Below are 15,320 nucleotides of genomic sequence, written 5' to 3'. Positions count from 1 at the left end.
TCAGGCCTTGAGCGCTTTCTTCGGGTAGATGTCATAGCGGCTGGATTTGCCATCCAGCACATGACTCGGCTTCGGTCCTTCGATGCACGGCGCCTTGCGCGGGCGCTTGACCACCACCCGATGCGTGGCCAGCGCCAGTGCCGCTTCGAGCAGGGCCGGTGCATCCGGATCATCGCCTACCAGCGGGCGGAACAGGCGCATTTCCTTCTTCACCAGCGCGGTTTTCTCACGGTGCGGGAACATCGGGTCGAGGTAGATCACCTGCGGCGGCTCGCCCTCCCAATTGCGCATCACCTCGATGGAGTTGCCCTTGAGCAGCTTCATCCGCGCCACGATCGGCGCCACATCGAAGTCTTCCGCTGCGCGGGCCAGACCATCCTCCAGCAACGCCCCGATCAATGGCTGACGCTCGATCAGGCTCATCTCGCAACCGAGACTTGCCAGCACGAACGCATCCTTGCCCAGCCCTGCCGTGGCATCCAGTACCCGAGGACGCACGCCCTGGGCGATGCCGACTGCCTTGGCGATCATCTGTCCGCTGCCACCGCCGTACAACCGACGATGGGCCGCGCCACCCTCGACGAAGTCGACCCGCACCGGCCCCGGCGCATCCGGTCCCAGTTGTTGCAGTTGCAAACCCTGCTCGCCGACCTGCAGGGCAAACTCGCCGTCAGCCACCTGCAACGGCAGGTTCAGGCGCTGCGCCCACTGCTCGGCCTGCGCTTCGAACGTCGGGCCGAGGGCCTCGACATGGATGCGGCAGGCCGCGGGTTGCTCAATCATGGAAAACACGCTCAAAAAAGTTAAGGATCGGCAAAATCCGCCGATAACCCAATCAACGCGCATTTTGCCAGAGCTGAGCGTCAACCGAAAAAAATGTCAGGCATTCTTCCCACATCGATTGGCTACATTTCGCCCACAGGCGACTTCAGCCGTCATAACACTCAAGCATTGGGCGGCGTCAGCCACCTGTGGCAGGATTTCTTTGCCCAGGCACTGGCCGAACAATCGAGTGATGTGGTGCCGGCCTGCGGGACATTCCCGCCGGTCGATCTGCAAAGCCCTGAAGAACCGACTGTCGGCAGCGAACTGCACGCGCACATCATCAGCCAGCGCGAATGCGATGTGGTGGAAACCCAGGTGCGTCCGCCGGAGCCGCTGTTCCTGCCGATCGCCGAAATCGACATGACACTGGCCGAGCCGTACCCTCCGTTCCCGGCAGAAGAAATCAAGACTCAGCAAAAACAGCAGGATTTCGACAGCAGCTGGGTTCGTCCGGTCGTGATCAACAACGGCCAGCCGGTTCCGGAACCGGGCCCTGCGCCGCAGAAAAAGCCGCTGTACCTGCCGATTGCCGAGTTCGATCTGGACCTGCTGCAGCCTTATCCGCCGTTCCCGCCGGAAGAAATCGTCGAGCAGCAGAAAGCCCTGGACTTCGATAACGGCTGGGTGCGCCCGATCGTTCAGCAGAACCTGCGCATCGCCGCCTGATCCCTCAGCGACACACGCTCCAGCGCCCGACATCGACATGAAAGTGGTTGCGATGGGCTGTGTTGTAATCCGGACTCAACACCACACTGAACGCCTCGCAGGCGCCATCGCGCACCTGACGTAGAAACTGCGCGTCCTGATTTTGCTTCGGCCAGTCCTTGAGCACGCTGATCGCGCGACCATCCGCCAGACGGAAGCCGGCGATGTCCAGCGCATCGGCGCTGGCATGGCGGCTGAGGGCGCCGTTCTCGCGGTTGTAGACGTTGCGACAGGCAAAGCTGCCGAGGTGATCGACCCGCGCCACCGATTGACCGTAGACCTGCTGCGCCGCCGGTTGCAGCGTGTGGCGCTCGAACATCGCAAACGCCACGGCCAACGGGCAACTGGCGAGAAAGCTGCTGCTGAGTCCCACCCCGCCGCCCTGCACACGCAAAGCGCCGATCAGCGGGCATTTGGCATCGGGGCTGTCGGCCTGTGGCGAAACCCGCAGGCCGGAGCTGCCCAATGCCTGCTCGCACAAGGCCGGATCGCTGCGCAGGCGCATCAACTTGTAGCCCGTGAGCCAGTTGGGCGTCGCCTGCACGTCCAGCGGCGCCCACGGATTCCACTGCGGCGGCACATCGAGCCAACCGCGCCAGACGCCGATCAGGCTGCCACCGATGATCAGCAACCCCGTCAACAGCAGCCAGCGCCCCATGCTCATCCCTTGAAGAATTGATTGGCCTTGGCGTACGGCATCGAACGGGAGGTGAAGGTGAACGTGCCGGACTGCTGGATTTCTTCCGCCGCGCGGAAAAACTCACCCAACGCCGCCAGTGCCAGCGCCGAACCGGTACTGATCCGCTTCACGCCCATTTCTTCGAGCTGCTGCACGGTCAGTTTCAAGCCACCGGACATCAACACATTGACCGGTTTCGGCGCCACCGCGCGCACCACCGCCAGAACTTCTTCGGCGGTACGCAGGTCCGGCGCGTACAGCACGTCGGCGCCGGCTTCGGCAAAGGCCTGCAAGCGGCGAATGGTGTCGTTGATATCAGGATTGCCGTGCAGGTAGTTTTCCGCACGGGCGGTCAGCATGAAGGGAAACGGCAAGGTGCGCACGGCGGTGACGGCGGCTTCGATCCGCGCCACGGCGTGTTCGAAGCAATAGATCGGCGAGTCTTCCCGGCCCGTGGCATCTTCGATCGAGCCGCCCACGGCGCCCGCCTCGGCTGCGCGGATCAGACTTTGCGCTGATTCGGCCGGGGCGTCGGCGAAGCCGTTTTCAAGATCCACCGCCACCGGCAGATCGGTGGCCGCGACAATCGCCCGGACATTGGCCAGCGTATCGTCGAGACTCAGGCCCCCATCGGCTCTGCCCTGGGAAAACGCATAACCGGCGCTGGTAGTCGCCAGCGCCTGATAGCCAAGACTGGCGAGCATCTTCGCGGAACCTGCATCCCATGGATTGGGAATCACGAAAATCCCCGGGCGTTCGTGCAGGGCTTTGAAGGCTTCGGCTTTACGGGCTTGTTGTTGACGGGCTTGGGCGTCCATCGGCAGGCTCCTGGGCAGGAAAGAAATACGCCTCAGAGCAGGCCAAGTTGCTCGGCGGCGGGTTCTCTGTATAGCTCAGGCAAAGGTCGCAAGCCAGGCAAACGTTGCATCAGTTGTGCGTGAAAACGTTGCGCCAGCTTCGCTGCAAGAATGTTATCGGCGGTGTGCAGGAAGATGTACGGCGTGCGGCCCTCTTCGATCCACTCGGCGATCTTCGCCACCCACGGCACCAGGAACGGATCGTTGGCCTCAAGCTCCGGATGGCCGATGAAGCGCACCTGCGGGAATTGAGTGAACGCCGCCGGACGCGTCGGTACGCGGGGCTTTTTCGATTGGGCGTGGATCACCGACGATTCGGTGGACAGGCAACTGAACAACGCGCGCGGGTCGAGACAAATACGCTCCACGCCACGATCCAGCAACAGGCGGTTGAGCAGTCGCTCACTCTCACCCTTGGCGAAGAACTGTTCGTGCCGCACTTCCACCGCCAGCGGACAATCCAGCGCATCGATGAACGCGGCAAGCTCCGGCAAGCGATGCGGCGTAAAGCTTTTCGACAGTTGCAGCCACATGGGCGAGACGCGCTCACCGAGCGGCTTGAGTAGCTGGAGGAAGGTTTCCGCGGCGGTCAGTTGATCGCGCAAGTCGCCGCTGTGGCTGATGTCACCGGGAAACTTGGCGGTGAAGCGAAAATGCTCCGGCATCACCTCGGCCCAGCGCTGCACGGTGGCCGGCGAGGGGCTGGCGTAGAAGGTCGTGTTGCCTTCCACGGCGTTGAACACTTGAGAATAGAGTCCGAGGAAATCGGAGGTCTTGGCGTCTACCGGATACAGATACTCGCGCCAGACGTTTTCGCTCCAGGACGGGCAACCGAGGTAGTAAGGCAGATCCATCAGATGTACAGATCGAGGCCCAGCACGTCTGCATCCCAATCGACAAAACCGGCGGTGCTCAGGTAGCTGGCCAGGGCCATGGCCACGCTTTTCTTCATCGCGCGGTGATAAATCATGTCTTGTTGGCGGGCGGGCAGATTGCTCAGGCGTTGCGCGGTGGCTTTGGCGGCACGGGCAGCCAGTTGCTCTTCGGTCGGAAATTCCAGCTCGCCGTCGATATCGTCGACGGACTCATCCAGCGCCGGATTGCCTTTGCGAGGCTTGCGCTTGATGGGGTAGGAATGAGTGGAAACGCCGTCTATACGCATAAAGTCATGCTCGGTATCGATGATGGCAATTTAGCGGCACCTGACCGACTTAGCAAATCGCCGAGTGATAACTAGAACACATAAAAGACAAAAGGTTTAAAGTGCGGGGTTAGAAACGGACGATTGGCTTTGTTGAGGCAATCACTGAACTTGTGGGAGCGAGCTTGCTCGCGAAAACATGGATATGGTCACCATTGATGGTGACTGACCCACCGCATTCGCGAGCAAGCTCGCTCCCACAGGATCTCACATGGGTCAGCGGGCTTTCGGGGTGGCCACTTTGTCGCGCAGGTAAACCGGCTGGGCGTCGTCTGCCGGAATCGCCTCACCGCGCTCCCAGGCAAATCGCGCCAGGGTCAGCAGGTCTTCAGCGTGGGGCAGCATGCCAGCGTCGGATCCGCTCAGGTTTACAGCGATGCGTTCGCCATAACCCCAGCCAGTGCCGGCACCGAACCAGTCGCCCGAAGCATCGTCCGGCAGCGCGGCCACTTCCGGCGGCAGCACCGCCTCGGCGCCGACCAGACGCATCTCCCCGGCCGTCTCGCGGTAGCAGCCCCAATACACCTCATCCATCCGCGCGTCGATGGCGGCCGCGACCTGGCTCACGCCGTGCTCGCGAAAAGCGCGTTGCGCCAGCACGGCCAGGTTCGACACCGGCAACACCGGGCGATCCAGCGCAAACGCCAGGCCTTGCACCACGCCGATGGCAATCCGCACGCCCGTGAACGCGCCCGGGCCACGGCCGAAGGCGATGGCGTCCACCGCTTGCAGGGTGGTGCCGGCGTCGGCCAGCAGTTGCTGGATCATCGGCAGCAGTTTCTGCGCATGCAGGCGCGGGATCACCTCGTAATGGCTCGTGACCTTGCCGTCATGCAGCAAGGCAACGGAGCAAGCTTCAGTCGCGGTGTCCAGGGCCAGCAAGGTGCTCATCGATGTGTCCGTAAATCAGGTGGGGAAAAAGTGCGCCAGTATAAACAACTACGGCCCGCAAGCGGGCCGTGGATGATGCAGCGGATCAGGTTTTTCAGCTCAACGCTTCAAGCACCTTGGCGGTGATCGCTTCAACCGAACCGACGCCAGGGATGTGGCTGTACTTCGGTTTGCCACCGTTCTTGGCGGACAGGTTCTGGTAGAACTCCACCAGCGGCTTGGTCTGCGAGTGATAGACCGACAGGCGATGACGCACGGTTTCTTCGGTGTCGTCCTTGCGCTGTACCAGCTCTTCACCGGTGATGTCGTCTTTACCGGCAATTTTCGGCGGGTTGTAGACGATGTGGTAAACGCGGCCGCTGGCCTCGTGAACGCGACGACCGGCGATACGCTGAACGATTTCTTCGTCTTCAACGGCGATTTCGACCACGGCGTCCAGCTCGACACCGGCAGTCACCAGCGCTTCAGCCTGAGGAATGGTGCGCGGGAAGCCATCGAACAGGAAACCCTTGGCGCAATCGGCTTGAGCGATACGGTCCTTGACCAGCGCGATGATCAGGTCATCCGACACCAGGCCGCCGGCATCCATGATGCTCTTGGCCTTGATACCCAGCTCGGTGCCGGCCTTGACCGCAGCACGCAGCATGTCGCCGGTGGAGATTTGCGGAATGCCGAATTTCTCGGTGATGAACTTAGCCTGAGTACCTTTACCGGCCCCGGGAGCTCCCAGCAGAATGACGCGCATCGATGTGCTCCTCAATTTTTTATATAAAAAACAACGGATTCGCCTCGTGGGGCCAATCTCATAAAACGGGTCGTGGCCGCCCAAACGGCCAAAGGCTGATCAAGATACACAGCAGGCTGCGCCCACACAAGACGCCAAAAGTCGAAGAAACCGGCGCCCGCCGCGACCTTGCGACGCGGTTCCCCAAGTCGCAACCCCATCATTAACTGTCGCCTGACCGCATTTTTCCCACGGCCAATAAACGGCACCCGAGGTTCGCCCCGGGTGCCCTGCCCCACGCAGAAAACCTTAGCCGGTATTTCGCAAACCGGCGGCAATCCCCGCCACAGACACCAGCAACGCCTGTTCCACCGGGCTGCCCTGCTCGACATTCTGCTGCCGCGAACGTGCCAGCAGTTCAGCCTGCAATAGATGCAGCGGGTCGAGGTAGGTGTTGCGCAGACGGATGAATTCCAGGGTGTCCGGGCTATGTGCCAGTAGCTGCGACTGACCGGTCAGGCCGAGGACTACGGAACACGCCTGCGACAATAGGTCGCGTAAGTGCGCACCCAAAGGCAGCAAGTCTGGCTCCACCAGACGCTCGTCGTAGGACAGCGCAATGTCGGCGTCGGCCTTGGCCAGCACCATCTCCAGCATGTCGATTCGCGTGCGGAAGAACGGCCACTGCTCGCGCATCTGCCCGAGCAATTCGCCTTCACCGCGCTCCAGCGCTTTGCTCAGCGCGGTTTCCCAGCCGAGCCAGGCCGGCAGCATCAGACGGGTCTGGGTCCAGCCGAAGATCCACGGAATCGCCCGCAGACTTTCGATACCACCGGCGCGGCGCTTGGCCGGACGGCTGCCCAATGGCAAACGGCCCAACTCCTGTTCCGGCGTCGACTGACGGAAATACTCGACGAACTGCGGATTTTCCCGCACCACCGCACGGTAGGCGGCGACGCCGTCAGCGGCCAGTTCGTCCATCAGATGCCGCCATTCAGGCGTCGGTGGCGGCGGTGGCAACAGGGTCGCTTCAAGCACCGCTGCCAGATACAAATTGAGGTTCTGTTCGGCGATGTCCGGCAGGCCGAATTTGAATCGAATCATTTCCCCCTGCTCGGTGGTGCGGAAACGTCCGGCCACCGAACCCGGCGGCTGCGACAGAATCGCCGCGTGTGCCGGGCCGCCGCCACGGCCCACGGTGCCACCGCGGCCGTGGAACAGCAGCAGTTCGACTTGCTGCTCGCGACAGATTTCCACCAGTCGCTCCTGCGCCCGGTATTGCGCCCAGGCCGCTGCGGTGGTGCCAGCGTCCTTGGCCGAATCGGAATAGCCGATCATCACCTCCTGCGGGCCTTGCAGGCGCGCGCGGTAACCCGGCAGCAGCAACAGGCGTTCGATCACCGGGCCTGCGTTGTCGAGGTCGGCGAGGGTTTCGAACAGCGGCACCACGCGCATCGGGCGCAACACGCCGGATTCCTTGAGCAGCAATTGCACCGCCAGCACATCAGAAGCGGCACCGGCCATGGAGATCACGTAGGAGCCCAGCGAAGCGCCCGGCGCGGCGGCGATTTCCTTGCAGGTGGCGAGCACTTCGGCGGTGTCCGCCGAAGGTTTGAAATGCGCCGGCAGCAACGGCCGACGGTTTTGCAGTTCGCGGGTCAGGAAGCTGATGCGCTGTTCTTCGTCCCACTCTTCGTACTTGCCGAGGCCAAGGTAATCGGTGATTTCGGTCATGGCCGCGCTGTGGCGGGACGAATCCTGACGCACATCGAGGCGCACCAGGAACAGGCCGAAGGTCACGGCCCGGCGCAGGCAATCGAGCAACGGCCCGTCGGCGATCACGCCCATGCCGCACTCGTGCAGCGAGTTGAAACACAGCTCCAGTGGATCGAGCAGGTCGCGGTTGTTGTGCAGCACATCCGCCGGGGCCGGCGTGGTTGCGGTCAGCGACGCATGGGCCCAGTTGCGCGTGGCCCGCAGCCGTTCACGCAATTGCTTGAGCACCGCACGATACGGCTCGGCACTGTCGCCGGCCCGGGCCTTGAGCGCTTCGCTGGCCTGCTGCATCGACAGTTCGGCGGCCAGGTGATCGACGTCACGCAGGTACAGATCCGCCGCCATCCAGCGTGCCAGCAACAGCACTTCGCGGGTCACGGCAGCGGTCACGTTCGGGTTGCCGTCGCGGTCGCCGCCCATCCACGAAGCGAAGCGGATCGGCGCGGCTTCCAGCGGCAAACGCAGACCGGTGGCGGCGAACAGCGCCTGATCGGCCTTGCGCATATGGTTGGGAATCGCCTGCCACAGCGAGTGTTCGATCACCGCAAAACCCCACTTGGCTTCGTCCACCGGAGTCGGGCGGGTGCGACGGATTTCTTCGGTGTGCCAGGCTTCGGCGATCAGGCGTTGCAGGGTGTTGTGGATCTGCTCGCGTTCGGCTGTGGTCAGGTCGCGGTGATCCTGAGCCGCCAGTTGCGCGGCAATCGCGTCGTACTTCTGGATCAGCGTGCGGCGGGCCACTTCGGTCGGGTGCGCGGTGAGTACCAGTTCGATTTCCAGCCGCGCCAGTTGCCGGGCCAGGGATTCGGCGCTGTGCCCTTCGTTGCGCAGGCGGGCGAGCAGTTCCGGCAGCACGCGGGATTCGAACGGCGCGGCCTGGGTCTCTTCGCGGCGGTGGATGAGCTGGTACTGCTCGGCGATGTTCGCCAGGTTGAGAAACTGGTTGAAGGCCCGCGCCACCGGCAGCAGTTCGTCTTCGCTCAATTGATTGAGGCTGGCGCTGAGTTCGGCGTCCATCGAGCCGCGCCGGTCGGCCTTGGCGCCCTTGCGGATCTGCTCGATCTTGTCGAGAAACGCCTCGCCGTACTGGTCACGAATGGTGTTGCCCAGCAGCTCACCGAGCAGGTGAACGTCTTCGCGCAAGCGTGCATCAATATCGGTCATCAGCATCTCTCCAGCAGTAATCGGTGACGGATCGCAAGTGAGTGGATGAACAGAGAGTGCCGCTCTGGGACGCTTCTTACAAGCAGACGACGAAGGGACTTTAAACCTTGAGGGTTGAAGCTAGTCTCAACAGTAAGCCGCACAACGGCTTGCCGCCGGCTGATGCCGGACACTCACCAAGACCTGCCATGAGCAGGTGCGACATGAGGTTTTTATGAAAATCCGTGAACTCGCCCAGCATTGGGAAGAAACCGCCAAGGGTCGCCTGACCGATACCGGCTACACGATTCATCTGGATGTGGAAGCTGCCGCACGGCTGGCGGCAATCGCCGAGATGTACCCCAAACGTCACGCCGAAGAACTGCTCGGCGAGCTGATCGGCGCCGCCCTCGAAGAGTTCGAAGCGAGCCTGCCGTATGTGAAAGGTTCGACCGTGGTCGCCACCGATGAGGAAGGCGATCCGCTGTATGAAGATGTCGGCCCGACGCCACGTTTTCTCGCTCTGTCACGGCGTCATTTGCATGACTTGTCGGCCGCTGCCGGCAAGCAAAAACACTGACACAACAAAAATCAAAATGTGGGAGCGAGCTTGCTCGCGAAAGCGGTCTGTCAGGCACTGTAGTGGTGACTGATCCGTCGCTATCGCGAGCAAGCTCGCTCCCACATTGACTGTGTTCAAACTCAAAATCGTACGTTTTATTACCCCGCGCGTACCACTCTCCCCCGCCAAAGTTCCCGGTTTAGAGCCCTGTCCATTCGGTCAGAATATTTTTTGGCGATGAGCCATCTTTTCTGAACTTTTGAAAAATGCCTTCGGTCGGAACAGGTAACCACGCCTGGAACGAGCGTTTCAAAACGCACTTGCACATGACGGTTGCGGCTCCGCTACCAGGATGGATTTCGAAGCTTCCAAGGAGTTAAACAATGGAGTTGAAGACCATGAAAACCCAAACATCGTTTTCCCACCTGCGCGGTCTGAAACTGGCCGCTCTCGCCATCGGCACCAGCTTCGTGCTGGCCGGTTGCGCCGGCAATCCACCGACCGAGCAGTACGCCGTGACTCAATCGGCGGTCAACAGTGCGGTCAGCGCCGGCGGTACCGAATTCGCCGCCGTCGAGATGAAGCAGGCCCAGGACAAGCTCAAACAAGCCGAAATCGCCATGCACGACAAGAAGTATGACGAGGCTCGCACATTGTCCGAACAAGCCGAGTGGGACGCCCGCGTCGCTGAACGCAAGGCTCAGGCGATGAAAGCCGAACAAGCTGTGAAGGATTCCCAGAAAGGTGTTCAGGAACTGCGTCAGGAAAGTCAGCGCACCGTGCAGTAAGCGCGCATCCCGACCGCAAGGCTGAAACTCTTATCGATAGAAAGGACGAACGATTATGCGTAAACAACTGATGATCCCCGCTCTCCTGGCCGCAAGCGTTGCCCTGGCTGCCTGCTCGACGCCGCCGAACCCGAACCTGGAACAGGCACGCACCAACTACGCCGGCCTGCAAGCCAACCCGCAGGCCAGTAAAGTCGCGGCGCTGGAAACCAAGGATGCCAGTGATTACCTGGACAAGGCCGACAAGGCTTATCTGGACAAGGAAGACCAGCACAAGGTCGACCAACTGGCCTATCTGACCAACCAGCGCGTGGAAGTGGCCAAGCAGACCATCGCCCTGCGTACCGCTGAAAACAACCTGAAGAACGCCGCCGCCCAACGTGCCCAGGCCCGTCTGGATGCTCGCGATCAGCAGATCAAACAGCTGCAGGACAGCCTCAACGCCAAGCAGACCGATCGCGGTACTTTGGTGACCTTCGGTGACGTGCTGTTCGCCACCAACAAGGCCGACCTGAAATCCAGCGGTCTGGTGAACATCAACAAACTGGCGCAATTCCTCCAGGAAAACCCTGATCGCAAAGTGATCGTCGAGGGCTACACCGACAGCACTGGCGCAGCGAACTACAACCAGTCGCTGTCCGAGCGTCGTGCGACTTCGGTGCAGGTTGCACTGATCAAGATGGGCGTCGACCCATCGCGCATCGTCGCCCAGGGTTACGGCAAGGAATACCCGGTCGCGGATAACGGCAGTGTCTCGGGCCGTGCGATGAACCGTCGGGTGGAAGTGACCATTTCCAACGACAATCAGCCAGTCGTGCCGCGCTCCGCCGTGAGCTCGACCGCGCACTGATGTGCTGAGCAACAAATGAAAAGCCCCGCCTGAGTGATCAGGCGGGGCTTTTTTTGACCGGAACTCTGTGGGAGCGAGCTTGCTCGCGATAGCGTCCTTTCAGTCAGCAATTTTTTGACTGGCCCACCGCCATCGCGAGCAAGCTCGCTCCCACATGGAAACTGAATTATTCCTCAAGCTTTTGCGGCGTCTCCTGGCCCATGCAGCGCACAGCCTTTTTCTGGCTGTTGACCAGCACCCCGGTCAGGCCTTTCTGTTCGGTGTCGAACAGCACCAGCACGCCATCGATGCACTGCGCCACTTGCGGCGCCGGGGTCAGGGAGACTTTGTAGTCTTCGCCGGGAATGGTCTTGAGCATGGTGAATTCGTTGAGCAGCAACGCATCCTCGGGCTTGGCGAAGTGCAGGTAGCCGTAGTACCACAGGGCACCGACGGTGCCGAGGATGCTGCAGATGCCGGTGATGATCAGCGGGATGGCGTTACGTTCTTCACTCATTGCGGACTCTCTGGTGGTTCGTCTTCAGAATTCGGGGGTGTCGGATAATTCGGGATCTCGCCGAGGCGGCGCAGGCCGTTGAAGTGTTCGGGATCGTCGAGGTAGCGCAGCATCACCTGACGCCAGACCGGGTCGCCGAAGGTCTGCACATGCCCGCCCCGGGTCAGTTGCAGCACGCGCGGTGGCGGCGCAGCTTGATACAGACGGATGCCGTTGGAAAGGGGCACCAGCGGATCGTCGAGGCTATGGAAGATCAGTTTCGGCACACCGTTGAGCTGCGGCATCGCGTTGATCGCACTGTCGCCGTCCGGCACCAGCCACGACAGCGGCACCTGAAATGGCCAAGTCAGCCATGAGGTGCTGAGGGCGTATTGGCCGACGCTGCGGTAACTGGCGGGCACGCCGTCGAGCACCAGGGCCTTGAGCTGTTTTTGTCTTTCCGGATGTTGCACAAGCCAATGCACCGCCATCGCTCCGCCGAGGCTCTGGCCCAGCAGCACCAGCGGTTTGCCTTTGGCTTCCGGCGCCTTGTCCAGCCAGGCAAACGCGGCATCGATGTCCTGATAGATCGCCGGCAGGCTCGGTTCGCCTTCGGACAAGCCGTAACCACGATAGTCCACCAGCAGCACTTGATAGCCGTTTTTCGGCAACCACCAGCTTCCGCCCAGGTGCATCGGCAGGTTGCCGCCGTTGCCGTGCAAGTGCAGCACCGTGCCCTTGACCTCGACCCCGGGCTTGGCCGGCAGCCACCAGGCGTTCAGCTTGAGGCCGTCGGCGGTGGTCAGGGTGACGGTGCGGTATTCGAGCTTGGCCTTTTCCGGGGTGAACAACTGGCCGGGCTCGGGGTAGAACAGCAACGAGCTGCAACCGCCGAGGGTCAGGAGCAGGCAAAGGATGCCGAGGATTCTCATCCGGTGAAACCTCGCGAAAACAGGGTGGGAATGCATTCCAATGTGGGAGCGAGCTTGCTCGCGAATGCTATCTAACATTCAACTCACGCGTTGCTTGGCACACCGCCTTCGCGAGCAAGCTCGCTCCCACAAAGAACATCATCGAGTTCAAAGGATATTGGAGTAATCCGCCTCGATCCGGTCCAGGCTCAAGTGATTGAGGAAGTTGGAGAAGCACATCCACGCCGACAACGCGTTCATGTCGCGGAACTGGTCCGGCAAGTACTTGGGCGGCACCACCAGGCCCTCGTCCACCAACTGACGCAGGGTTCGCATGTCCTCAAGCGTAGTCTTGCCGCAGAACAGCAACGGGATCTGCTCGAGCTTGCCCTTGCGCACGGCCAACTGAATGTAGTTGTAAACCATGATGAAGCCCTTGAGGTAGGACAAGTCTTTGGTGAATGGCAGACCGGTCGGCGTCGATCCGCGGAAAACCCGACTGGCGTTGCCGTAGCTTTCCGCCATTTCGAAGCCCTGCTCGCGGAAGAACTCGAAGATCTGCAGGAAGTCCGCGCCCTCCTCGACCATGTGAATGGCGCGGGTGCGGTTGGTCAGTTTGCGCAGGCGGCTCGGGTAAGAGGCGAAGGTGATGATTTCCATCAGGATCGCCAGGCCTTCCTGAGTCACGGTCGACGAGGGCGGGCCCTTGGACAGGAAAGTGCAGATCGGCTGGTTAAGACCGTTGAGCGTGGTGCCGACGTGCACCAGGCCTTCGTGGACTTCCAGCGCGCGCACGTCACGGTCGTTGAACATCGCGTCGGTGCGGATCTTGATGTAATCGGCGCCCGCCGCCGCGTCCGCGACGATGCCGTCGGACTCAAACACGCGGATGGTTTCCTCGGCCTCGCCGAACACCTTGTTCAGGCGGGTTTGCAGCAGGTGCACGGCGTCCTTGGCGGTGAGGATCTTCGGTTCGTCCTTCAGGTCGCCACGGCCGTCGATGTTGTTCAGGTAATCCGACATCATCAGGCCGAGGTCGGCCAGGGTCGGGTCACCGGCGTGGAACGCATCGGACGCGGCGCCGTACAGTTCCTGGGAAATCAGGCCGAAATCCTCGGTGCCGCGCGCTTCGAGCATGCGCACCACCATCCGGTATTCCTTGCACATGCGGCGCATGATCTGGCCCACCGGGTTGAACTGGCCGAGCTGGCGGGTGATGTCCCGTTCGATGTTCTGGAACTCCAGCTTCACCTTGCTCGAATCGAAGGACAGCGGCCGGTTGAGGTAGTAGTCGCGATCCACCGCCGGCAATTCCTTGCCCTTGGCCTTGAGGAAACCCTTGCGGATGTTCTCGTCCCACTTGACCGCGTCGAGCACGCGGATCGGCGTCTGCGCCAGCACTATGCGATCGGACAGAATGCGTATCGTCTGCTGGTAATCGTCCACCCGAAACTCCTGTAGAAAACGTGACGAACTGAATTATTTGGCTTTGGCCTGATGCTGATAGCGCGCCGCTTCGACGAAAACGTCGGAATTGGCCGGGTCGTCGAGGTAAGCAAAGACCTTTTCAAGCGGGCTGTCGACCTGCACGCCCTCGCCGTCATCGGTCTGGAAACCCTGGCCGTCGAGGGTCTTCTGGGCGATGGCCTGGTTGATCTGTTCTAGGTCGAGGTAGTAGATCACCAGCTCGCGCTTGTCGGTGATCTCGAAACCGGCGATGGTGAAGTGCCCGCCATATTGCGCCGGCACCTTCGCCGACAGATACCAGCGGTTGCCGTGGCGCGACACCGTGAACGGATAGGCTTCACGCTCGCGGGGTTTGGCTTTGAAGTACGCAACCGCCTGATAGCGGTCGTTGCCCAGACGCGTCAGCTCCAGATTCATCGGCTCGCCCCAGGCATTGGTGCTCGACCATTGGCCGAGCAGGCCCTTGGGCGCCGGTTCACTGGCGGGCAGCGGCTCGCGGAAGGTCACCAGACATCCGCTGAGCAGCAGGAACGACAAGGCGATCAGCACGCCACGCCAGGCTTTCATTCGACACTCCCTAGACCCGAACTCACCAGCGAACCTGTGGGAGCGAGCTTGCTCGCGATGGCGGAGTGTCAGCCAATGAAGACTTTGAATGACAGATCGCAATCGCGAGCAAGCTCGCTCCCACAGGGGATTGCGTTACACCGACGCCAGTACCAGGTGCATATAGCGCGTCAGAATGCCGAGCATGTCCTCTTCGGCCAAAGGCTCGGCGTCGTTGAGCAGGCCCTGATATTCCATCCGTCCGATAATCGCCGTCAACACCTTGGCATCCTGCTGCGGTTCGCGCGAGCCCAATACCTGGAACAACTGGCAGGTGCCCTGCAACAGAATCTGCTGATGGGAACGCACCAGTTCCGCCAGACGCGGGTTAAGCAGTGCTTCCTGACGGAACGCCTGTTCAGCCATCAAATGCTCGCGACGGTTGACCAGTTGCCGATGCACGTAGTCAGCCATCAACCGGGCGATATCGTCGGCCAGTTGCGAGCGCGACTCCGGGCTGCCGTCACCGCTGACCACCATTTCGCGCAGCAGGCCTTCGTTATTGATCCACAGTTTGGCCATGTAGGCCGCACTGCGTTCGACGTACTGGGCGAAGGTATCGGTGAGCAGGTCATCGATGTCCTTGAAGTAATACGTGGTGGCCGACAGTGGCACACCGGCCTCGGCGGCCACCGCCCGGTGACGCACGGCCCGCACGCCGTCGCGCACGACAATGCGCATCGCCGCATCGAGAATGTCCTGCCGACGCTGCTCGCTGCCCTGCCGGCTGGCCTTGCGGCCCTGGTACTGAACACTTTCAGCGACCGCAGTGGCGATTCCCGCTGCACCCTCTTGAGCCATTGCACCGATCACGACAGGCATACCTCTGTTGTTTTCTTCAAAATTAACCATTTGATACG

17 protein-coding genes are annotated in these 15,320 nt (G+C 61.5%); 4 read left to right on the top strand and 13 right to left on the bottom strand.

Going from position 1 to position 15,320, the window contains the following annotated elements; all coding sequences use genetic code 11:
* Nucleotides 1–783: a class I SAM-dependent methyltransferase gene (locus N8H71_RS18895; protein ID WP_279309650.1), complete on the bottom strand. Its 783-nt coding sequence runs from the start codon at nt 781–783 to the stop codon at nt 1–3.
* Nucleotides 784–876: 93 nt separating this feature from the next.
* On the opposite strand from N8H71_RS18895, the gene N8H71_RS18890 reads away from it, so the two are divergent.
* Nucleotides 877–1,491 carry an energy transducer TonB gene (locus N8H71_RS18890; RefSeq protein ID WP_262195149.1) on the top strand — a complete coding sequence of 205 codons (615 nt, stop codon included), beginning with the start codon at nt 877–879 and terminating at the stop codon, nt 1,489–1,491.
* A gap of 4 nt (nt 1,492–1,495) precedes the next feature.
* Here the strand turns inward: N8H71_RS18890 and N8H71_RS18885 are convergent, their stop codons facing one another.
* From N8H71_RS18885 to ppc, 7 genes are all read right to left on the bottom strand, one after another.
* Complete coding sequence (locus N8H71_RS18885) at nt 1,496–2,188, bottom strand: extensin family protein (protein ID WP_240871087.1); 693 nt, start codon at nt 2,186–2,188, stop codon at nt 1,496–1,498.
* A gap of 2 nt (nt 2,189–2,190) precedes the next feature.
* Nucleotides 2,191–3,027 (bottom strand): isocitrate lyase/PEP mutase family protein, encoded by an 837-nt coding sequence (locus N8H71_RS18880; RefSeq protein WP_262195148.1) that lies wholly within the window; start codon nt 3,025–3,027, stop codon nt 2,191–2,193.
* Between the two features lie 32 nt (nt 3,028–3,059).
* Nucleotides 3,060–3,920, bottom strand: a complete 861-nt coding sequence (locus N8H71_RS18875; RefSeq protein WP_262195146.1) for a DUF72 domain-containing protein — start codon at nt 3,918–3,920, stop codon at nt 3,060–3,062.
* Complete coding sequence (locus N8H71_RS18870) at nt 3,920–4,228, bottom strand: hypothetical protein (RefSeq protein ID WP_007954720.1); 309 nt, start codon at nt 4,226–4,228, stop codon at nt 3,920–3,922. The genes N8H71_RS18875 and N8H71_RS18870 overlap by 1 nt, the downstream gene beginning before the upstream one ends.
* 255 nt (nt 4,229–4,483) lie before the next feature.
* Nucleotides 4,484–5,158, bottom strand: coding sequence for a tRNA (adenosine(37)-N6)-threonylcarbamoyltransferase complex dimerization subunit type 1 TsaB (gene tsaB, locus N8H71_RS18865; RefSeq protein ID WP_262195144.1), 675 nt, complete (start codon nt 5,156–5,158; stop codon nt 4,484–4,486).
* A gap of 94 nt (nt 5,159–5,252) precedes the next feature.
* On the bottom strand, nt 5,253–5,903 hold the full coding sequence (adk, locus tag N8H71_RS18860; protein ID WP_007954716.1) for an adenylate kinase: 651 nt from the start codon (nt 5,901–5,903) through the stop codon (nt 5,253–5,255).
* Nucleotides 5,904–6,191: 288 nt separating this feature from the next.
* Nucleotides 6,192–8,822, bottom strand: coding sequence for a phosphoenolpyruvate carboxylase (gene ppc / locus N8H71_RS18855; RefSeq protein ID WP_262195143.1), 2,631 nt, complete (start codon nt 8,820–8,822; stop codon nt 6,192–6,194).
* Nucleotides 8,823–9,036: 214 nt separating this feature from the next.
* On the opposite strand from ppc, the gene N8H71_RS18850 reads away from it, so the two are divergent.
* From N8H71_RS18850 to N8H71_RS18840, 3 genes are all read left to right on the top strand, one after another.
* Entirely contained in the window at nt 9,037–9,381 is a 345-nt protein-coding gene (locus tag N8H71_RS18850) for a hypothetical protein (protein ID WP_011332654.1), read from the top strand.
* Between the two features lie 365 nt (nt 9,382–9,746).
* Nucleotides 9,747–10,151 carry a DUF4398 domain-containing protein gene (locus N8H71_RS18845; protein WP_007954708.1) on the top strand — a complete coding sequence of 135 codons (405 nt, stop codon included), beginning with the start codon at nt 9,747–9,749 and terminating at the stop codon, nt 10,149–10,151.
* A 55-nt stretch (nt 10,152–10,206) separates the two neighbouring features.
* Nucleotides 10,207–11,001, top strand: a complete 795-nt coding sequence (locus N8H71_RS18840; RefSeq protein WP_262195142.1) for an OmpA family protein — start codon at nt 10,207–10,209, stop codon at nt 10,999–11,001.
* 166 nt (nt 11,002–11,167) lie between these two features.
* On the opposite strand, the gene N8H71_RS18835 is transcribed toward N8H71_RS18840, so the two are convergent.
* The 5 genes from N8H71_RS18835 to N8H71_RS18815 all read right to left on the bottom strand — a co-directional run bounded on the left by N8H71_RS18835 (nt 11,168) and on the right by N8H71_RS18815 (nt 15,261).
* Nucleotides 11,168–11,497: a hypothetical protein gene (locus tag N8H71_RS18835; RefSeq protein WP_085609172.1), complete on the bottom strand. Its 330-nt coding sequence runs from the start codon at nt 11,495–11,497 to the stop codon at nt 11,168–11,170.
* Nucleotides 11,494–12,408, bottom strand: a complete 915-nt coding sequence (locus N8H71_RS18830; protein ID WP_262195141.1) for an alpha/beta hydrolase — start codon at nt 12,406–12,408, stop codon at nt 11,494–11,496. The genes N8H71_RS18835 and N8H71_RS18830 overlap by 4 nt, the downstream gene beginning before the upstream one ends.
* 147 nt (nt 12,409–12,555) lie before the next feature.
* Complete coding sequence (locus N8H71_RS18825; RefSeq protein WP_064593712.1) at nt 12,556–13,833, bottom strand: flavohemoglobin expression-modulating QEGLA motif protein; 1,278 nt, start codon at nt 13,831–13,833, stop codon at nt 12,556–12,558.
* A gap of 33 nt (nt 13,834–13,866) precedes the next feature.
* Nucleotides 13,867–14,421: a hypothetical protein gene (locus N8H71_RS18820; RefSeq protein WP_262195140.1), complete on the bottom strand. Its 555-nt coding sequence runs from the start codon at nt 14,419–14,421 to the stop codon at nt 13,867–13,869.
* A gap of 135 nt (nt 14,422–14,556) precedes the next feature.
* Complete coding sequence (locus N8H71_RS18815; protein ID WP_011332647.1) at nt 14,557–15,261, bottom strand: TetR/AcrR family transcriptional regulator; 705 nt, start codon at nt 15,259–15,261, stop codon at nt 14,557–14,559.
* Nucleotides 15,262–15,320: the final 59 nt, after the last annotated feature.

Origin of the sequence: Pseudomonas koreensis (genome assembly GCF_025447595.1) — a bacterium.
GTDB lineage: Bacteria > Pseudomonadota > Gammaproteobacteria > Pseudomonadales > Pseudomonadaceae > Aquipseudomonas > Aquipseudomonas koreensis_H.
Note: the sequence above shows the minus strand (reverse complement) of the source record. Positions and strands in the feature narration are given on the sequence as shown.